The sequence below is a fragment of the Virgisporangium ochraceum genome (assembly GCF_016863655.1).
In the GTDB taxonomy this organism is placed as follows: Bacteria; Actinomycetota; Actinomycetes; order Mycobacteriales; family Micromonosporaceae; genus Virgisporangium; species Virgisporangium ochraceum.
The window spans coordinates 15851-35156 of sequence record NZ_BOPH01000073.1 but is presented as its reverse complement, the minus strand read 5'-3'; the positions used below and the strand labels follow the sequence as shown (position 1 = coordinate 35156).

The 19306-nt window shown below is 70.5% G+C and carries 14 protein-coding genes; 6 read left to right on the top strand and 8 right to left on the bottom strand.

The window, feature by feature from the left end; translation table 11 throughout:
- Positions 1 to 134: 134 nt before the first annotated feature.
- A complete protein-coding gene (locus Voc01_RS25415) occupies positions 135 to 1079 on the top strand; it encodes a sigma-70 family RNA polymerase sigma factor (RefSeq protein ID WP_203930056.1) in 945 nt (314 codons plus the stop codon).
- Positions 1080 to 1348: 269 nt separating this feature from the next.
- Here Voc01_RS25415 and Voc01_RS25410 read toward each other — a convergent pair whose 3' ends face one another.
- The 3 genes from Voc01_RS25410 to Voc01_RS25400 are packed head-to-tail and all read right to left on the bottom strand — an operon-like array spanning position 1349 to position 5156.
- The gene (locus tag Voc01_RS25410) at positions 1349 to 3442 is read right to left on the bottom strand and encodes an Hsp70 family protein (RefSeq protein WP_203930055.1); all 2094 of its coding nucleotides are present in this window, start codon (positions 3440 to 3442) and stop codon (positions 1349 to 1351) included.
- A 9-nt stretch (positions 3443 to 3451) separates the two neighbouring features.
- Entirely contained in the window at positions 3452 to 4255 is an 804-nt protein-coding gene (locus tag Voc01_RS25405; RefSeq protein ID WP_203930054.1) for a methyltransferase domain-containing protein, read from the bottom strand.
- Positions 4256 to 4259: 4 nt separating this feature from the next.
- Positions 4260 to 5156, bottom strand: a complete 897-nt coding sequence (locus Voc01_RS25400; protein ID WP_203930053.1) for a C40 family peptidase — start codon at positions 5154 to 5156, stop codon at positions 4260 to 4262.
- 235 nt (positions 5157 to 5391) lie between these two features.
- Between Voc01_RS25400 and Voc01_RS25395 the strand changes: the two genes are divergently transcribed.
- Entirely contained in the window at positions 5392 to 6651 is a 1260-nt protein-coding gene (locus Voc01_RS25395) for an ABC transporter substrate-binding protein (protein ID WP_203930052.1), read from the top strand.
- Positions 6652 to 6698: 47 nt separating this feature from the next.
- Here the strand turns inward: Voc01_RS25395 and Voc01_RS25390 are convergent, their stop codons facing one another.
- On the bottom strand, positions 6699 to 7565 hold the full coding sequence (locus Voc01_RS25390; protein WP_203930051.1) for a helix-turn-helix domain-containing protein: 867 nt from the start codon (positions 7563 to 7565) through the stop codon (positions 6699 to 6701).
- Between the two features lie 1360 nt (positions 7566 to 8925).
- On the opposite strand from Voc01_RS25390, the gene Voc01_RS54155 reads away from it, so the two are divergent.
- The 4 genes from Voc01_RS54155 to Voc01_RS25370 all read left to right on the top strand — a co-directional run bounded on the left by Voc01_RS54155 (position 8926) and on the right by Voc01_RS25370 (position 13325).
- The gene (locus Voc01_RS54155; protein WP_203930050.1) at positions 8926 to 9150 is read left to right on the top strand and encodes a DUF397 domain-containing protein; all 225 of its coding nucleotides are present in this window, start codon (positions 8926 to 8928) and stop codon (positions 9148 to 9150) included.
- Between the two features lie 74 nt (positions 9151 to 9224).
- A complete protein-coding gene (locus Voc01_RS25380; protein ID WP_203930049.1) occupies positions 9225 to 9461 on the top strand; it encodes a DUF397 domain-containing protein in 237 nt (78 codons plus the stop codon).
- A 97-nt stretch (positions 9462 to 9558) separates the two neighbouring features.
- Positions 9559 to 12924, top strand: coding sequence for a S8 family serine peptidase (locus Voc01_RS25375; RefSeq protein ID WP_203930048.1), 3366 nt, complete (start codon positions 9559 to 9561; stop codon positions 12922 to 12924).
- Complete coding sequence (locus Voc01_RS25370; RefSeq protein ID WP_203930047.1) at positions 12921 to 13325, top strand: hypothetical protein; 405 nt, start codon at positions 12921 to 12923, stop codon at positions 13323 to 13325. Before Voc01_RS25375 ends, Voc01_RS25370 begins: the two co-directional genes overlap by 4 nt.
- Before the next feature lie 30 nt (positions 13326 to 13355).
- Here the strand turns inward: Voc01_RS25370 and Voc01_RS25365 are convergent, their stop codons facing one another.
- From Voc01_RS25365 to treS, 4 genes are all read right to left on the bottom strand, one after another.
- A complete protein-coding gene (locus tag Voc01_RS25365; RefSeq protein ID WP_203930046.1) occupies positions 13356 to 13850 on the bottom strand; it encodes a CAP domain-containing protein in 495 nt (164 codons plus the stop codon).
- 90 nt (positions 13851 to 13940) lie between these two features.
- Entirely contained in the window at positions 13941 to 16043 is a 2103-nt protein-coding gene (gene glgB / locus Voc01_RS25360) for a 1,4-alpha-glucan branching protein GlgB (protein WP_203930045.1), read from the bottom strand.
- Positions 16044 to 16066: 23 nt separating this feature from the next.
- Positions 16067 to 17398 carry a maltokinase N-terminal cap-like domain-containing protein gene (locus tag Voc01_RS25355; protein WP_203930044.1) on the bottom strand — a complete coding sequence of 444 codons (1332 nt, stop codon included), beginning with the start codon at positions 17396 to 17398 and terminating at the stop codon, positions 16067 to 16069.
- Between the two features lie 54 nt (positions 17399 to 17452).
- Complete coding sequence (gene treS / locus Voc01_RS25350; RefSeq protein WP_203930043.1) at positions 17453 to 19291, bottom strand: maltose alpha-D-glucosyltransferase; 1839 nt, start codon at positions 19289 to 19291, stop codon at positions 17453 to 17455.
- Positions 19292 to 19306: the final 15 nt, after the last annotated feature.

Here is a 19306-nt window from a genome sequence, read left to right as displayed (position 1 = left end):
CCGATTGGGCCTCGACCGCCGGAATCAGGATGGACCCGGTGCTGTTGTGACAGGGGCCAGCCTGATCTGGCATCGGTTTTCACAGACCGAAGCACGGGTATGGCCGACAGACGGCGGGGGAGGGGTCGAAAGAAGTGGGGAACGTGGCGGTTCAGATTCGTACAGATGAGGTTGCCGAAGAGCGCGACCTGGTCGGTGTTTACCTTCACGAGATCTCGCGGACGCCGCTGCTCGACGCAGCGGCCGAGGTGAGGCTCGCGAAGGCGGTCGAGGCCGGGCTGTACGCCGAACACCTGCTGGGCCAGGGTGCGCTTCCGTCCGGTCTCTCCCGCGACGAACTCGAACGGCTCGTCGCGGAGGGCGAACAAGCGAAGGATCAGTTCATCCGGGCCAATCTGCGCCTGGTGGTCTCGATCGCGCGGCGGTATGTCCGGTCCGGCATGCCGATGCTCGACCTGATCCAGGAGGGCAACACCGGCCTGGTGCGCGCGGTCGAGAAGTTCGACTACGTGCGTGGGTACAAGTTCTCCACGTACGCGACGTGGTGGATCCGCCAGGCGATCAGCCGGGCGATCGCCCAGCAGGAGCGCACCGTGCGGCTCCCCGTCCACCTGGTCGAGGACGTCAACCGGATGCGCAGCGCCGCGCGTCAGTACACCCGTGAGCACGGCTCCGACCCGGAACCCGAGCAGTTGGCGCAGGCCCTGCAGGTGCCGGTCGAGCGGGTGCTCGAGCTCATCCGCTGGTCGCAGGACACGGTGTCCCTCGACACCCCGGTCGGCGACGACGGTGACACCAACCTCGGCGACCTCGTCGCCGACACCGACGCCCCGTCTCCGGAGGACGTCGTTCTGTCGATGCTGGAGCGGCAGCGCATCGAAGGGCTGCTGAACCACCTCGACGACCGCTCGGCGGGCATCATGCGCGCCCGCTACGGCCTGGAAGACGGCCGCGAGCACTCCCTGACCGAGGTGGCCACCCGGTTCTCGCTGTCGCGCGAGCGCATCCGCCAGCTCGAGATCCAGGCCCTGGGTCGGCTCCGCGAGCTGGCCCGAGCCGAAGGCATGGCCGCCGCCTAGTAGCTCAGCCCAGACGAGTACCTCCTTCCCTCCTACAGAGGACGCCCGCCACAAGCGGGCGTCCTCTGTGCATGTCCGGCGAGCCGCGCCCGGCGTGGTTGCGGGGCGGGGTTGCGGGGCGGGGTTGCGGGGCGGGGTTGCGGGGCGGCCTGGCGGCTTGGCGGTTCGGCATAAACGACGCTCTATCCAGTGTGGATCCGTGCCGGCGAACCACACTGGATAGAGCGTCGTTTATGTAGGAACAGCGCGTAGGTAGGAACAGCGCGAGGTCAGCGGACGGCGTTGGGCCAGATCGCGGCCTCGACGATCGTGACGACCCGGCGCCACGTGTCGCGGACGGTGTGCACCTCGTCGGTGTGTAGCTTGCGGTCCTTCCACCACTGGCCGCTGCGCCGGCCCCGGTAGGCGCGCATCGTGTCGTCGACCTGGTCGAGGAGGGAGCCGCGGCCGAAGGCGGCCAGCACCGGCCGCAGGTCGAGGGCGTTGCCCAGCTCGACGGCGAGGTCGCGGGCGGCCACGAACAGGTCGGGGCTCCACTCCTTGGGGCCGTGCCCGACGTTGGCCACGATCAGGTCGAGCTCGTACGCCTCGACCATGTACTGCTCGGCGGTCACCGGGGTGATTCCGCGGCGGACCACGTCCCACTCGGCGAGGTCGGTCAGGTCGTGGGGGTGCGGTCCGCGCAGGAAGGTGGTCAGCTCGGGCAGGTCGTCGAAGACCAGCAGCTGGCCGTCGACGGTGAGGAACGCGGCATCGGGGTCCTCGTCGGGGTCGTCGGCAGGCAGGTAGCACCGCACCGTGAAGCCGGCGCTCTCGCCGATCGCCAGATCGAGCACCTGCACGAGCGCGGTCCACGGTGGTGCGCCGCTGTGGTGCTGCGGCGGAGCGACCGGCGCGAAGCGGGGGTCATTGGGCGGCGGGCCGGCCGGTTGCCGCGGGTAACCGGGTGGCGGGCCGAACCCGGGGTTGTGCTGCGGCGACGCCGGGTTGTAGTGCGGCGCGTAACCGGCCGGCGCCGGGCCGCCGTGCGGGGGCGGGTTGTGAGGCGGCGGAGTGTGGACCGGCGGAGTGTGGACCGGCGGAGTGTGGACCGGTGGGGCCGGGCCGTACGTGGGTGCCGGCCCGTAGGCCGGTGGAGCCGGGACGGGCGAGTAGGGCGGCCCGCCGTACCCCGGTGACACCGGGCTGTACGGCTGGGCCGGCAGCTGCCCGCTCGGGCCCGACACCGGCGACGCGGCGAGACCCGCACCGGAGACGGGGGCCGGAGCCGGGGGCGGCTGGGTTGCCGCGAAGCCGGGTGACCGCAGGTCGGCGATGCAGCCTTCGGCGACGGCGAGCTCGGGCTGCTCGATCGCCGTCGGTGCCACCCCGAGCGCCCGGTGCAGCAGCGTCGCGATCAGCGGCACCCGGCTGGCGCCGCCGACCAGGAAGACGTCTAGCGGCGCGGACTCCGCCAGGGCCGCCCGGCGGATCGCCGACTTCGTGGTGACCACCGTGCGTTCGAGGAGCGGACGGACGAGCCGCTCGAACTGGGCCCGGCCCAGCGGCAGGTCACGCTCCAGCAGCGGCACGAAGATCACCGTGCTCGACGACCGGGACAGCATCTCCTTGGCGGTGCGCACGTCGTCCCAGAGCTGGCGGCGGGCCCGCTTCTCGGGCGGGGTGGTGGGCTGCTCCAGGCGCGCCCAGACCGACTCGGAGTCGTCGGCGATGGCGCCGAGGAAGCCGATGATCGCCGCGTCGATGTCGAGGCCGCCGATGTCGGCCAGGCCGTCGGAGACGCGCACCTCGAAGCCGCCCGCCGCACGGGCGACCACGCTCACGTCGAACGTGCCGGCGCCCAGGTCGTAGACGACGAGGTTGCCGGCCGGGCGGTTCTGGTCACGCACCACCGCGTCGAAGTAGGACGCGGCCGCGATGGGCTCGGGCACCAGCCGCGGCGCCTGCAGGCCGGCGGCCATGGCCGCGTCGAGCAGCGTCCGCTTGCGGTGCTCACCCCATGCGGCCGGGCAGGCGATGGTGACCTCGAACGCCGCCCCGCCGGCGGCCGTCGAGGCCTCGGCCCTGACCCGCCGCAGCACCTCCGCGATCAGCGTGGTGACGGGCACCTCGGTGGACCCGAGCAGCACCGACCCCTCGTCGATGCGCTGCTTCGGGTTGGGCTCGTACCGGGCCGGGTCGACCCGCGCGGAGTGCTGGGCGTCGCGGCCGACGAGGAGCCGGTTGTCGTCGGTGAGGAAGACGGCCGAGGGCAGCAGCGGCGAACCGTCGAAGAGCATCGGCCGGGTACGGCCGTCGGGCCAGCGCAGGCAGGCCACGGTGGTGGACGTGCCGAAGTCGATGCCCAGGCGGTAGTCGGCCACCGTCACACCCTATGCGCGATGCGCGACCACGAAGATCCTGGGGAAGGGGAGGATCGTGCCGTACGGGTGGGGCGGGTACTCCGCGCGGAGGCGTTCGCCCACCTCGGCCCGGAAGTCGGCCAGCGCGGCCGGGTCGTCACGCAGCGCGTCGAGGTACGGGCGCAGCCCGGTGCCGGTGAACCACTCGAGCACGGGATCGGGCCCCTGGAGCAGGTGGTAGTAGGTGCTCTCCCACGCGTCGACGCGTAGGCCGGCCGACGCGAGCACGTCGACGTACTCGGCGACCGGCCGCACCGGCGAGCCGGCCGAACGCGGTCCCGGAGCGGTGGCCGCCGCGGCTAGCAGGTCCTTCCACCGGGAGCCGGCCGCGACCGCCTGGAAGATCTGACCGGCGCGCATCCCGGCGCTGCGCGGCACCTGGAACGCGAGCGCGCCACCCGGCTTCAGTGCCTCCGCCCAGGCGGGCAGCAGGGAGACGTGGTCGGGCACCCACTGCAGGGCGGCGTTGGAGACGATGACGTCCACCGGCTGCGGGTCCCAGTCCGCGATCGAACCCACCGCGAACCGCAACCGTCCGCTACGCGCGTGCGTGGCGGCGGCCCCGATCATGTCGACCGACGAGTCGATGCCGAGCACGTCGGCCTCGGGCCACCGGTCGGACAGGAGAGCCGTCGTGGGACCCGGGCCGCACCCGAGATCGACCACGCTGGCCGGATCCGGTGTCTGGATCCGGCCGATCAGGTCGTGGAACGGGCGGGCCCGTTCATCGGCGAAGCGCTGGTACCGGTCGGGGTCCCACGACGGCGAGACCATCGCGTCAGCCGGGCCGGCTGTAGGCGATCGGGCTCTGGATGCCCCGGAGCGCGACCGGCTGACTGGCCCGCGACGCGTGGATGATCTGGTTGTTGCCGACGTAGATGCCGACGTGGCCGAAGCCGTTGTAGTAGACGAGGTCACCCGGCTGCAGCTGGGCCCGCGTCACCTTGGCGGTGCGCTGGTGCTGCTGGGCGGCATTGTGCGGCAGGTTGACCCCGGCCCGCTTCCAGGCCTGCTGGGTGAGGCCGGAGCAGTCGAACCGCTCGGGGCCGGCGGCGCCGTACAGGTACATCTTGCCCAGCTGGGCGTACGCGTACTGCACCGCGATGGCGCCCTTGCCGCTGCTGCCCGGCGGCGGGCTCGACGAGCCGGGCGTCTGCGTCTGGGTCGGCTTCGTGGTGCGCAGGCCGGCCTCGATCGCCTCCAGCCGCTTGATCTCGGCCTCGATCGCCGCCTTCTTGGCGGCCAGGGCCGCGCGCTGCTGGGTCTGCGCGGAGATCAGGTCGGCCAGCTGCTTCTTCTCCGCCTCGAACTGCGACCTGGCCGCGGCGAACCCGGCGATGTCGCGCTGGCGGGAGCGGGACACACGCTCCATCGCCGCCACCTGCCGGGCCATCGAGGCGCTGTCGTCGGCGTCGAGCAGGAACCGGGTCGCCGACAGGTTCCCGCCGCCCTTGTACGCGGTGACCGCGAACTTGCCGACCTCGCTCTGGGTGGCGTCGACCTTCGCCTGCAGGCCGCCGAGCTTCTGCTCGATGTCGGCGGCCGCGGCCTGCGCCGCCTTCAGCTCCTCACCGATGCGGTTGTAGTCCTCGATGACGTGCTCGAGCTCGTCGTACGCCTTGTCGAGCTGCTGTTCGGTTGTGGGCTCGGCGCTGGCGACGGTCGCGGGGAGCATCACTCCGAGTGCGACGGCCACGCATGCGATCAGCCGGAATATCCGCTGTAGCACTGCCCCAAGCTAGCCAGGTGGCGCGGGTACGCAAAGGCAGTCGCCCGGTTCGATAGCTAAGACCGTAAATATACCAATTACTCCGCGTAGCGGAGCGGGCACGGGAGCAGGCCGGCGGGGGACGTGCTCACGCGCGTCCCATAATCGTTGTCTGGTCTTCGACGCTCTCCCGGGGAGTTTCATGAAACGGCACGTGATCGCCATCGCCCTGCTCGGCGGGTTGCTCGCCGGGTCGGTGGCGGCCTGCCGCGACGGCGAGCACCCGATCAGCGACGCCGCCGGCGTGACGAGCGAGCCCTGCCCGAAGGCGGTCGACCGCAGCAAGGGCTGTATCTACCTGGGGATCATCTCCGATCTGACGGTCGGGCCGCGGGCGGCCGAGGCCGCGGCCGTCACCGAGGCGCAGCAGAAGTTCTGGGACCGCGTGAACCGGGCCGGCGGCATCGGCGGGCACGAGGTCGACGTCGTGACGTACGTGCGCGACAACCGGTCGAACCCGACCACGCACGTCCGGGCATATCAGGAGATCCGGGGCAAGGTGCTGGCGCTGGCCCAGACGATGGGCGAGTACGGCACCGCCGCGATCCTCAGCGACCTGCGCGCCGACTCGACCGTCGCCGTACCCGCCTCGTGGACCTCCGCGTGGGCGTACGAGCCCGGAATGCTCGCATCGGGCGCCAACTACTGCGTCGAGGGCATGAACACGGTCGACTTCGCCCGGGCGGGCAGCACCGTGCGGTCGGTCATGTCGGTCCACCTGCCCGGCGACTACGGCGACGACGGCGCGGCCGGCGTCAAGCTGGCCGCCGACGCCAACGGGATGACGTTCATCAACATCAAGACCGATCCGGGCGCCGACAAGCAGGAGGGCGCCGTCGGCGCCATCGTCGCCCGGCAGCCCGACGTGGTGGTGCTGACGACCACGGCCGCCGAGACCGAGGTGATCGTGCGGCAGGCCGTCGAGCGCGGCTACCGCGGCCGGATCATCGGCGCCGGTCGAAGCTGGGACCCCGCCCTGCTGCGCGGCCCGGCCGCCGCGGCGCTGAAGGCGAACTACGTGCGGGCCGCGCCGTGGGGACCGTGGAACGCCAACACCGCCGGCCACCGGGAGATGCGCGACGCGCTCGGCTCGCTCGCGCCGCAGGACGGACACGTGTCGGGGTGGATCTGGTCGTACCCGCTGAAGGCGGCGCTCGACACGGCCGCCGCCGGCGACAACCTGACGCACAAGGGCCTGTACGCCGCCGCCCGCGCCCAGACCACGGTGGACTACCAGGGCATGCTGCCGGCGGGAACATCGAACAGGACCGCGAACCAGACGATGGTGCTCAGCCCGGCGACGGGCAGCGGGGTGGCCGACGTGCCCGTGGTGCGCGACTTCTTCGCGGGCCCGACGGTCGAGCGCACGCGCCTCGACCGGCCCTGTTTCCAGGATCTGTAGCTTCCAGGACCCGTAGACAGCTCGGCCGGCCACGTGGCCGGCCGGGCTCAGCGGAACTCGTCGGCGATCTTGCGGATCAGGGCCTCGGACTGGCCCTTGTCGAGCGCGCGCCGACGCAGGTTGGCCAGGAGCTGCTCGTACTTCTGCACCTGGTCCTTCTTGTCGATCAGTTCGTCGTACCAGGCGTTCTCGAGGTAGACCACCGGCGGGTCGGCCCCGGGGAAGGAGAGCAGCTGGAACGTGCCGGAGTCGACGTACGGCCCGGCGGTGAACGGGATGACCTCGATGACGATGTTGGACCGCGTGTTCAGGTCGGCCAGGTGCAGCAACTGCTCCCGCATGACCGCCGGGCTCTGCGCGACCCTGCGCAGCGTCGCCTCGTCGAGCACCACGCGGAACACCGGCGCGCCGTCGGACTCGAACAGCGAACGCTGCCGGCGTAGCCGCACCTCTTCGCGGACCTCCACCGACTCGGGCCCGGCCACGTCGTTGACGATGCCGCCCAGCACGTACCGCATGTACGCCTGGGTCTGCAGCAGCCCGGGGATCAGCGTCGACTGGAACGTCTCGATCGAGGACGCCTCGGCCTCGAGGCCGAGCAGCTTCTCGAAGTCGGTCGTCGGAAGGTGCTCGCGGTACGTGGCCCACCATGGCCGTTCCCGCGAGCTCTTGGCGAGCCGGATCAGAGCGTTGACGCTCTCGCTGTCGTGCACGCCGTAGTGCGCGAGCAGCGACCGCAGGTCGGTCGTGGAGATGCCGACCGTGCCCTTCTCGATCCGGATCAGCTTGGACAGCGACCAGTCCATCGCTTCGGCGACCTGCTCCTGGGTCGCCCCTGTCTGGTCACGGGCATGCCGGAGAGCGGCGCTCAGCCGCCGCCGCCCCAGGATTGGCCCGTGCAGTTCAGCGCTCATCATCCACCCGCGTCGAAGCGCCACTTGGCATTTGGCACAGTCTAGGTCTGCCACGTGTCAGAGCGACAGCCCCATTAGGACGGTTTTGCGGTTGGTGAACACCTGCGACGTCGGACGTGCGCACCTCTTGAACGATAGCATCGCGCCGCCGACGTGCTGATCTTCGCCATTCCAGCCTCCTTTTCGTCAATTCCCGCGGAGGGCGGCAACCGGGGAAATCGGATTGCTGGAAAAAGGCGCTCGGTGGGCGCTCGGGAATGGGTACGCGGTGCCACCTGCGCGTACGTCGGCGCAGCCGGCCGGCCGGGCCCGGCGCGGAGTCGGTGTGCATTTCGCCCGACCGCGTGCGGCTGTGTTTTCGGCCGCCGTTCCGGTGGCGCGCCGCCGGAGCCGCTCCCGGGTGGTCGGAAAACAGGGTGGCGTAAGCCCGTAGGCTCGCCTTACTACCGCTCGTAGCTCGGCGACTACAACGCTGTTGGAATTGTTTGTGTTTTGTCATGAAGCTTTCCGGGTGTGTTGCTGGGGGCGGTAAAGATTTATCGTGTGTCCATCGGATTCGCAATTCGTGAGCGCGGTCCATTCTGGGCGGCCGGATTCAGGGGCCGCCTCCGAAGGGCGACGGGCGCCTTCCGGCCGGGATGCGGTGAAGTGGTGGCCCGACGGTCGCCGGTTCGAATGCGGGCCGATTTCGGTGGTCGACCATTCGCCTGCATTCCGGAGGGCGGGTCGCGGATGGTCGGTGCCGGGCGTCGCACAGCTCTTCGGGGATGCCTTCCCTGCTCGCGGCGTAGGGGTACGGAGATAACTCGTGGGTAACCGGGGTGGTGAAAGGCGAAACTTTGTGTTCTGCTTCGCCGGTAAGGGGCTCCCGTTCGACGGGCCGCCATCGCTCACCGTGGCGCTGGCGTTTCTGTGCGTTCGGGTGAGGGCTCGATTCGACGAGCCTTTTGTTCGAACGGTTGGTAAACGCTGACTGACCGTCTCGAACGGAGAGACGACCGCATCGACGACGCCGACGAGAATGGGCCGTTTTCCGGGTGTCGCGTCGCCACGTAGCAAACGGACACCTGTCGGTCTGACGTGCGGGAAGCGCTGTGCGACAAGCGGTTTTGGCCGTCGACTGTCCACAAGGGTCGGTCGTCTCCGTCGGTTACTGAACAACTACAAATAACCGCCCCGGAAATGGCGGTACGGTTGTTGCGAGAGATGTCGATGCGTCTTGAAGTGCGGGAATAACGTTTGGTGAAGAAGCGTCTGCGGACGGTGTGGAAATGGTCCCTCAGACGGGTGAATATCGGGAAGATAACAAGTTGGATCATCACGTCTGCGTGTTTTCGTCGTTCGTGGCAACGTGTTGCCAATGAGCGCTAGCGTCGCGGCGGAATCGTCGCCATCCGACCCAACGGCCGTCCCACAGTGGCGGCGTAGTTCCTATTGCGCCAACGGGGCGTGCATTGAGGTGGCGACCGACGGCCCGCGCGTCGGCATACGCGACAGCAAGGCGCCCGCCGCAGGTGAGCTGTGGCTGAGCCCGGTCGAGTTCCGGGCCTTCATCGCCGCCGTGCGGGACGAAAATTACGGCTAGACGGATACGGTCTTGAACGCCTCCCGGCTCGCCCTTCACTCTAGGTGAAACGGCGAGTTCGGGAGGTATCGGTGGTGGACGAAACGAACGTCCGGCAGCCTGAGGGCTGGCGGCGCAGTTCCCGGTGCTCCGACGGGGCATGCGTCGAGGTCAACTCCTCTGACGGCATGGTCCTCGTGCGCAGCACCGTGGAGCCCGGCGTGGAACTCAGGCTGACGGCCGAGCAGTGGCGGTCGCTGGTCGCCACGGTGAAGGCCGATGGGTTCGGGTCGCCGGTGAGGGGAACCGACCCCTACGCCACGACCCCGTAGCGTCTGCCCAATATCCCCCTTTTGCCCCCTTTCCGGTGAGATCGGCGGATGATTGAGATGATCATCCGCCGACGACCGACGAGAGTGGGGTTCGGGCGTGCACTTCCGAGGCAGGGCGGCACCGGGCAGGGCGGCCCTGGGCAGGGCGGCACTGCGGGCCGCGGTCGCGATCCTGGTCCTGCCGCCGGTGGTGGTGCTCGCCGGCGTCCGCCCCGGCGTCGGTAACCCGCAGCCCGGTCTGCGCAAGACGGCCGACCTTACGCCCGTCTCGCGCGCGGTGGCCGCCAAGACGCCCGTGAGCCGCCTCGCGCGCTCCGACGGGAACCTGCTCGCGCGCACCGACAGCGCGCCCGTCCAGGTCGTCGTGAAGCTGGACTACGAACCGGTCGCCACGTACGCCGGCACCCTGCCCGGGCTGCCCGCGACCGGGCCGGCGTACACCGGCCGTCCGCTCGCCGGTTCCGCCGAGGAGGAGCGGTACGAGGAGCACATCAGGTCCCGCGAGGCCGCGGTGCTCGGCGCCGTCGCGAAGCGGGTACCGGCCGCGGTGCCCGGGCAGCGCCTGCGCACCGTCTACGGCGGCGTGACGTTCACCGCGCCGGCCAACCGCCTCCGCGACCTCGCGTCGGTGCCCGGCGTCGTCGCGGTGCAGGCCGACTCGGTCCGCAGGCCCCTCACCGACTCCAGCGCCGAGTTCATCGGAGCCGCCCCCAAAGGAACCGACACGGACGGCGCCGGCGCGGCGGACGGGGCCGGGGTGCTCGTCGGTGTCCTCGACACCGGTGCGTGGCCCGAGCATCCGTCGTTCGCCGAGACGCCCACCAGCCAGGCCCCGCCACTGAAGGCCGACGGGACGCCGCGCACCTGCGACTTCGGCCCCGATCCGACGGTCGACGGGGGCAAGGGCCAGCCGTTCCGCTGCAACCGCAAGCTCGTGGGCGGCGCCGCGTTCCTGTCCGGGTACCTCGCCGACGCCAAGCGCGCGGCCGAGGAGAAGTACAGCACCGCCCGCGACTCCAACGGCCACGGGACGCACACCGCGTCGACCGCCGTCGGCAACGTGGTCGACGAGGCGCCGGTGTTCGGCGTCGACCGCGGGCCGGTGCGCGGGGTCGCGCCGGGCGCGTGGCTGTCGGTCTACAAGGTGTGCGGCGCACAGGGGTGCCTCGCGTCGGACTCGGTCGCCGCGATCGGGCAGGCGATCCGCGACGGCGTGCAGGTCATCAACTTCTCGATCTCCGGCGGCACGAGCCCGCAGACCGACCCTGCGGAGCTGGCGTTCCTCGACGCGTACGCCGCCGGGGTGTTCGTCGCCGCGTCGGCGGGAAACGACGGCCCGGGCGTCGGGACGGCGAACCACCTCGCGCCGTGGGTCACCACGGTGGCCGCCTCGACCCAGCGCCGCGAGTTCGTCTCGACCCTGACCCTGAAGAGCGGCTCCACGACCGAGACGTTCGAGGGCGCGTCGATCACCGCCGGGATCGGACCGGCACCCGTGGTGCTGGCCGAGAGCGTCGCCGGGTACCGGTCGCTGTGCGGCACGAAACCGCCCGCCGACGCGTTCAAGGGCAGGATCGTCGCGTGCGAGCGCGGCGGCAACATCGGCCGCGTCGACAAGGGCAACAACGTCAAAGCCGGCGGCGCGGTCGGCATGATCCTGTACAACCCGACGCTGCAGGACGTCGAGACCGACAACCACTGGCTGCCCACCGTGCACCTCGCCGACGGCGCGGCGGCGAAGAAGTTCCTGACCGACCACAAGGACGTCACCGGGTCGTTCACCGCCGGCACCAAGCGCTCCGGCCGGCCCGACGTCATGGCCGCCTTCTCCTCCCGGGGGCCGGCCGGCGCGTTCGTCAAGCCCGACGTCACCGCGCCCGGCGTCCAGATCCTGGCCGGGCACACGCCGACCCCGGAGGCGCCCGCACAGGGTCCGCCCGGCGAGCGGTACCAGGCGATCGCCGGCACGTCGATGTCGTCGCCGCACGTCGCCGGCGGCGCCGCCTGGCTGAAGGCCCGGCATCCGGACTGGAGCCCGGGGCGGATCCGGTCGGCGCTGATGACCACGGCGACCACCGAGGTGGTCAAGGAGGACCTGAAGACACCGGCCGACGCGTTCGACATGGGCGCCGGACGGATCCGGCTCGACCGCGCCGACACCGCCGGGCTCGTGTTCGACGAGACGGCCACCCGGCTCACCTCGCTGGCCGGTGACGCCGTCAACGCGGTCCACCTGAACCTTCCGTCCGTGAACGCGCCCGTCGTGCCGGGACGGGTGACCACCGTGCGGACCGCGACCAATGTCACCGGACGGACCGTGACCTACCGGACGGCCGCGACCACCGCGGCCGGCGCGACCGTCAGCGTGCTGCCCGCGACACTGACCGTGCTGCCCGGCCGCAGCGCGGAGCTGTCGATCAGCATCCGCTCGGAGGCCGCGACGAGACAGTTCTTCGGCGGGGTGACGCTGCAGCCCGCGACCCCCGCCGACGGGCCGGCCCTGCACCTGCCGGTCGCGTTCGTGCCCAGGCCCGGCCCGGTGACGGTGACCAGCACCTGCACCCCCGAGCAGATCGCGGTCAAGGCGACCAGCCTGTGCACGGTCACCGCGAGCAACGCCACCTACCAGCCGGCGACCGTCGACATGACCACGACCCTGTCGAACGGCCTGACGGCCGAGAGCGCCACCGGCGCGATGATCGTGGACCCGCACCAGATCGAGCTGCGGCAGGCGAAGCTGCCCGGCATGGTGCCGGGCACGCCGTCGCTCGGCGCCGGCCAGATCTTCGGTTACCAGCCGCTGGACCGCTTCGGGATCGGCGTCGACCCGATCGGCGACGAGGAGATCGTCAACTTCGACCTGCCCACGCCCACCGTGTACGGCGGGCAGGAGCACCGCCGGATCGGCGTGACGTCGAACGGCTACCTCGTCGTCGGCGGCGGTGACGAACAGGACGTGGTGTGCTGCGAGTTCGGCACGCTGCCGAACCCGGCACGCCCGAACAACGTCCTCGCGCCGTTCTGGACCGACCTCGACGGCGCCGGCGCCCCCGGCGTGCTGGCCGGGGTGCTCTCGGCGGCCGACGGAAGCTCGTGGCTGGCCGTGGAGTGGCGGCTGAACGTGTACGGCACCACCAGCCAGCGCGTCTTCCAGGCCTGGATGCGCCTCGGCGGCACGGAGGAGATCGGGTTCGCCTACCCCGCCGACGCGTTGCCGGCCGACCCGGGCAAGCCGGTCGTCGTCGGCGCGGAGAACGTCAACGGGACCGGCGGCGACCAGCTCGACTCGCTGCCGACCGGCGACGTGCTGGTCACGACGTCGAAGCCGGTGCCGGGCGGCTCGGTGACGTACTCGGTGACGGTGCGCGGAACCGCGGCCGGCGACGGCACGGTGGTGACCCGGATGGACAGCCCACAGGTGCCGGGCGTGACCACGGTGACCTCGAAGGTGACGGTGAAGTGAAGATCATCGAGGGCGAGATCGTCCACGTCGGCGCTTCCGTGCCCCCGGCGGGGAGATCCTTTCCGGTGGTGGTGTCGGTGGTTCTGCTCGCCGCCACCGTCGTGCTGGGGACGCTGCTCGTGCGGGAACGGTCGGCGCGTGACGACGACAACCGCCACCTCAGGGCGCAGAACGCGCGCTCGGTGCAGCGCGCCGCCGCGCTGGGCGCGGAGCTCGCCGTGGTGCGGGCCCAGCGCGACGAGGCCGTGTCGCGACTGATCGAGGAAGACGGGCTGAGCGCCGAGGCGGTCGCCGCGATCCGCGCCTGCGTGCTGCGGTACGCCGAGTACGAGCGCACGCCCGGCGGCGCGCCGACGCTGGCGCAGAAGGCGTGCGCAAACGCCGAACCGTACGTCCGCTGAGGTGCGGACGTACGGCTCGGCGCGAGGGGGTCAGACAGTGCCGAACATCTGGGTCCAGTAGGGGGTGCCGTCGGCCTTCTTGGCCAGGCCGACGCCGACCGACTTCGACTTGCAGTTCAGAATGTTGGCCTTGTGGCCGGGGCTCTTCATCCACGCGGTCACGACGGCCTCCGGGGTGCGGTAGCCCCACGCGATGTTCTCGGCCGACGCGGTGGTGTAGCCGGCCCGCTTGGCCCGCACGAGGAACGTGCTGCCGTCCTTGCCCGTGTGGCTGAAGTAGTTCTTCGCCACCATGTCGGCGCTGTGGGCGCGGGCCGCGGTGGTGAGCTTGGCCTCGGTGCGCAGCGCGGCGCAGCCGTTCTTGACCCGGTTGTCGTTGGTGAGCTTGACGACCCTCGCCTCGAAGGTGGCGTCGGAGCTCGGGGCGGTGGCGGCGGACGCCGGCGTGGTGCCGAGGATGGCACCACCGACGAGAGCCGTGGACATCGCGGCGAGGGCGGCGGCGCGCCGGAGAAGGTTGGTCATGCCACCTGGATCGGCGCACCGGGCCCACCCCCAAGGGATGGACCCGGTTGGCACCGGTCCCGAAACGGGTCTACGCCGGTGACGGACGCCCTACGCCGGCTTCAACCACAGCGCACCCAGCGGCGGCACCCGGAGCGCAACCGAGAACGGCTGGCCGTGCCACTGCTGCTCCTCGGTCTCCACCCGGCCGAGGTTGCCGACGCCCGAGCCGCCGTAGGTCTCCGCGTCGGTGTTGACGATCTCCAGCCAGGTGCCCTGCTTCGGCAGGCCGATGCGGTAGTTCTCGTGCGGGAGCGCGCTGAAGTTCACGACGCACGCGACCTGCTCGCCGTTCGGGGCGAGGCGCAGGAACGAGAACGTGTTGTTGGCCGAGTCCTCGGCGCTGAGCCAGCGGAAGCCGGACGGCGAGTGGTCCTGCGTCCACAGCGCGGGCGTGGCCTTGTAGACCGCGTTCAGGTCGGCCAGCAGCCGGTGCACGCCGGCGTGGCCGGGATCGTCGAGCAGGCCCCAGCTGAGGCCGCGCGCCTCGCTCCACTCCTGGAAGTCGCCCAGCTCGCAGCCCATGAACAGCAACTGCTTGCCGGGATGCGCCCACATGTATGCCAGCAGCGCCCGCACCTGGGCGAGCTTGCGCCACTTGTCGCCGGGCATCTTGCCGGCGAGCGACCCCTTGCCGTGCACCACCTCGTCGTGGCTGATCGGCAGCGTGAAGTTCTCGCTCCACGCGTACACCAGCGAGAACGTCATCTGGTGGTGGTGCCACTGCCGGTGCACCGGGTCCTTGGACATGTACTGGAGCGTGTCGTGCATCCAGCCCATGTTCCATTTGAAGCCGAAGCCCAGCCCGTCGAGGTAGGTGGGCCGGGTGACACCCGACCAGCTCGTCGACTCCTCGGCGATCGTCACCACGCCGGGGTGGTGCTTGTAGACCGTCGCGTTCATCTCCTGCAGGAACGAGATCGCGTCGAGGTTCTCGCGGCCGCCGTGCTTGTTCGGCGCCCACTCGCCGTCCTTGCGGGAGTAGTCGAGGTAGAGCATGCTCGCGACCGCGTCGACGCGAAGGCCGTCGGCGTGGAACTCCTCGCACCAGAACAGCGCGTTGGCGACCAGGAAGTTGCGCACCTCCGGCCGGCCGTAGTCGAACACGTACGTGCCCCAGTCGGGGTGCTCGCCCAGCCGCCAGTCACCATGCTCGTAGAGCGGGGTGCCGTCGAAGCGGGCCAGCGCGAACTCGTCCTTCGGGAAGTGCGCCGGCACCCAGTCGAGGATCACGCCGATGCCGGCCTGGTGCAGCTTGTCGATGAGGTACCGGAAGTCGTCGGGCGTGCCGAAGCGCGACGTCGGCGCGTAGTAGCCGGTGACCTGGTAGCCCCAGGAGCCGCCGAACGGGTGCTCCATCACCGGCATCAGCTCGACGTGCGTGAAGCCCATCCCCACCACGTACTCGGTGAGCTCCTCGGCCAGCTCGGTGTACGACAGGCCCGGGCGCCAGGAGCCCAGGTGCACCTCGTAGACGCTCATCGGGTCCTGGTGCGGGCTCGACTCGGCGCGCCTGCGCATCCAGTCGCCGTCGTTCCACTCGTAGCCGGAGCGGAACACCATCGACGCGGTCTGCGGCGGCACCTCGGTGTGCTGCGCGTACGGGTCGGCCTTCTCCCGCCAGACGCCGTCGGGGCCGAGGATGCGGTACTTGTACCGCTGCCACTCCTGCACACCGGGGACGAACAGCTCCCAGACGCCGCTGGCGCCGAGCGACCGCATCGGCCAGCCCTCATGCGGTCCCCACCCGGCGAAGTCACCGATCAGCCGGATCCCGCGCGCGTTGGGTGCCCAGACCGCGAAGCTGGTGCCGCCGTCACGCAGGTGCGCGCCGAGGACCTTCCACAGGCCCTCGTGCCGGCCCTCGCGGATCAGGTGCAGGTCGAGCTCGCCGACCGTCGGCGCGTGCCGGTACGGGTCGTCGAGCTCCCGCCCGTCGACGTCGAGGCGGTAGTCGAGCACGGTGCCCGGCACGACCGCTTCGAAGACGCCGTCGTCGTGGATCCGCTTCATCGGATGCCGGTCCGTCCCGAGGACGACCGCGACGTCGCCCGCTCCGCGCCTGAGCGTGCGGATGACGGTGTTGCCACCGGACGGATGCGCGCCGAGTACCGCGTGCGGGTCGTGCGCCATACCCGCGATGAGGTCGTCCATGTCAGTCCCTTCCGAGGGCAACGCTAGCGGAGCAGGCGATCGACCGACTTGAGGGGGATGCGCATCCACGCCGGTCGGTACTTCGCCTCGTAGGCCACCTCGTACAGCGCCTTGTCGAGTTCGTAGGCCCGCAGGGCCATCCCACGGTCACGCGGGTCGTAGCCCGCGACCTCGGCGTACCCCTCGCAGAACGCGATCTGGTTGCGGTCGATCCACTCGCGGGCCCGCTCGTTGAGCTTCGCGTCGTCGCCGTCGTCGCGGCCCACCAGCACCTGGTAGGCGGCGTACTCGAACGAGCGCAGCATGCCCGCCACGTCGCGCAGCGGCGAGTCGGGCCGTCTCCGCTCCTCGACCGGCTGCCCCGGCTCGCCCTCGAAGTCGATCACCAGCCAGCCGGGCGGCGTGCGGAGGACCTGGCCGAGGTGCAGGTCACCGTGCACCCGCTGCAGGTCGATCTCGACCTCGCCGGCCGCGCGCAGTGCCGTCTCGGCCCGCTCCTTGTACGGAGCCAGCTCGGGGACGGTGCCCGCGGCCTCGTCGAGGCGGTCGCACATCACGTCGACCGCGATGCGGCCGGTGGTGACGCCCAACTCGTCGGCGAGCGTCCGGTGGACGCTCGCCACCGCCTCGCCGAGCCGGAACGACTCGCCGGCGAGGTCGCCGCCGACCTGGTCGGCGTGCGTGTCGGGATCGTTGAGCAGGTCGCGGGCGCTGGTGGCCGCCATCGCCCAGCCCTCGGCCGAGTTCTGGGCGTACTCGCTCACCATGCCGAGCGTCAGCGGCTGCCCGTTCGGGTCGGTGCTCTCGATCGCGCCCATGAGCCGGGCGACGTGCCGGCTCCCGGCCCGGGCCAGCACCCGGTTGAGCTCCAGGTCGGGGTTGAGCCCCGGCGGCACGCGGCGGAACAGCTTCATGACCGCCGCGTGGTCGAACACCACGCTGGTGTTGCTCTGCTCGACGTTGCCGACCCGGGCCGGCGCGTCGACCGGCAACGTCACGCCGGGCTCGGCCGCGAACCGCACCGTGCCGAACGTCTTGTCGTCGGCGATCAGCGCGAGGATCTCCCGGGCCGCGCTCTCGTCGTAGAGCGCGTCGAACCCCACCCGCGTACTGCCGTCGGTCTCGGCCTCGCCGATGCGGGCGCCGGTGGCCCGCTCGGCGGCCGGTGGCTGCGGGTCGCCCCACCGGACGAAGACCTGGTAGCGGTCGCTACCGCCGTCTTCGTAGGACACGAGCAGCAGCATGTGGTCCATGCCGGGCAGCGCGGTGACGGCTTCCGGCCGTACGGCCTGGATCCGACGGTGGCGGCCCGCGTACCAGCGCTGCCGGGGAAGCCAGTCTGCGAATGGAAGCATCGCCGTTTCCTCGCTGGGGGCTTGGGGGTCGGCCGGGTGGTCAGGTGGGGCGGGTCAGTCGTTGTTCTCCGGTGGACAGAGCTGGAACCAGTAGAACCCGTGCCCCGGGATCGTGAGCAGGTACGGCAGTTCGCCGATGGCCGGGAAGGGCACCCGGCCGGACAGCTCGATGGGGGTGTAGCCGTTCCAATTGTGGAGGTTCAACTCGATCGGCTGCGGGAACCGGGACAGGTTGTTGACACACAGCACGACGTCGTCGTCGTGCACCCGCGCGAACGCCAGCACCGAGGGGTTGGACCCACCGAGCTCGCGGAACTCGCCCACGGCGAACGCGGTGTGCCGGCGCCGGATGGCCAGCATCATCCGGGTCCAGTTGAGGATCGACATCGAGCTTTCCCGCTGGGCCTCGACGTTGATCGACTGGTACCCGTAAACGTGGTCCTGGATCGGCGGCAGGAACAGCCGGCCCGGGTTGGCGCGGGAGAACCCGGCATTGCGGTCGGGGCTCCACTGCATCGGGGTGCGCACACCGTCGCGGTCACCGAGCCAGATGTTGTCGCCCATCGCGATCTCGTCGCCGTAGTACAGCACCGGTGAACCGGGCAGCGACAGGAGTAGCGCGGTGAACAGCTCGATCTGGTTGCGGTCGTTCTCCAGCAGCGGCGCGAGGCGGCGCCGGATGCCGACGTTGGCCCGCATCCGCGGGTCCTTGGCGTACTCCGCGTACATGTAGTCGCGCTCTTCGTCGGTGACCATCTCGAGCGTCAACTCGTCGTGGTTGCGCAGGAAGATGCCCCACTGGCAGTTCTTCGGGATCTCCGGCGTGTTGGCCAGGATCTCGGAGATGGGGAACCGCGACTCGCGCCGCACTGCCATGAAGATGCGCGGCATCAGCGGAAAGTGGAAGGCCATGTGGCACTCGTCGCCGACGTCGGAGTCGCCGAAGTACTCGACCACGTCGGCCGGCCACTGGTTGGCCTCGGCGAGCAGTACGCGTCCCGGGAACTCGTCGTCGATGATCTTGCGGGCCTGCTTGAGGAACGCGTGCGTCTCCGGCAGGTTCTCGCAGTTCGTGCCCTCCCGGGCGAACAGGTAGGGCACGGCGTCGAGCCGGAACCCGTCGATGCCGAGGTCCAGCCAGAACCTCATGACGTCGATCATCTCCTGCTGGACCTTGGGGTTGTCGTAGTTCAGGTCCGGCTGGTGGGAGAAGAAGCGGTGCCAGAAGAACTGGCGGCGCACCGGGTCGTACGTCCAGTTCGACTCTTCGGTGTCGATGAAGATGATGCGGGCGTCCTGGTACTTCTCGTCGGTGTCGCTCCACATATAGTAGTCGCCGTACGGGCCGTCGGGGTCGCTGCGTGACTCCTGGAACCACGGGTGGCTGTCGGACGTGTGGTTCACCACGAGGTCGGTGATGACCCGGATGCCGCGCTTGTGGGCGGCGTCGAGCAGTTGCACGAAGTCCTCGACCGTGCCGAACTCGGGCAGCACCTTGTAGTAGTCGCGGATGTCGTAGCCGCCGTCACGCAACGGTGAGTCGTAGAACGGCGGCAGCCAGAGGCAGTCGACGCCCAGCCACTGCAGGTAGTCGAGCTTCGCGATGAGGCCCTGCAGATCGCCCGACCCGTCGGCGTTCGAGTCGTGGAACGCCCGCACCAGCACCTCGTAGAACACCGCGCGCTGGAACCAGGTGGCGTCGGCCGGCAACGTACGGGCGTGCCCGTAGTCGTCGGCGCTCGGGTGCTCGACGGTGCCGTCGGCGCCCACGTGGCTGCCCTCGGCCGACGACGCCGCGTTCCGGGAGGCCGTTTCGACCGACCGGGCGGTGGCGACGTTCGGGTCGTGAGGCTCGTTCGGGTTGTGCACGCTTTGCGCTTGCCCGGTGCTCATGGCTCTAAACTGCCG

What these genes read in the sequence shown, in the direction of transcription:
- Voc01_RS25405 (WP_203930054.1), bottom strand. Translation starts at nt 4,255, where the DNA reads ATGGTCTCGCCGTCGTGGGACCCCGACCGGTACCAGCGCTTCGCCGAT.
- Voc01_RS25400 (WP_203930053.1), bottom strand. Translation starts at nt 5,156, where the DNA reads ATGCTCCCCGCGACCGTCGCCAGCGCCGAGCCCACAACCGAACAGCAG.
- Voc01_RS25395 (WP_203930052.1), top strand. Translation starts at nt 5,392, where the DNA reads ATGAAACGGCACGTGATCGCCATCGCCCTGCTCGGCGGGTTGCTCGCC.
- Voc01_RS25390 (WP_203930051.1), bottom strand. Translation starts at nt 7,565, where the DNA reads ATGAGCGCTGAACTGCACGGGCCAATCCTGGGGCGGCGGCGGCTGAGC.
- Voc01_RS54155 (WP_203930050.1), top strand. Translation starts at nt 8,926, where the DNA reads ATGAGCGCTAGCGTCGCGGCGGAATCGTCGCCATCCGACCCAACGGCC.
- Voc01_RS25365 (WP_203930046.1), bottom strand. Translation starts at nt 13,850, where the DNA reads ATGACCAACCTTCTCCGGCGCGCCGCCGCCCTCGCCGCGATGTCCACG.
- glgB (WP_203930045.1), bottom strand. Translation starts at nt 16,043, where the DNA reads ATGGACGACCTCATCGCGGGTATGGCGCACGACCCGCACGCGGTACTC.
- Voc01_RS25355 (WP_203930044.1), bottom strand. Translation starts at nt 17,398, where the DNA reads ATGCTTCCATTCGCAGACTGGCTTCCCCGGCAGCGCTGGTACGCGGGC.
- treS (WP_203930043.1), bottom strand. Translation starts at nt 19,291, where the DNA reads ATGAGCACCGGGCAAGCGCAAAGCGTGCACAACCCGAACGAGCCTCAC.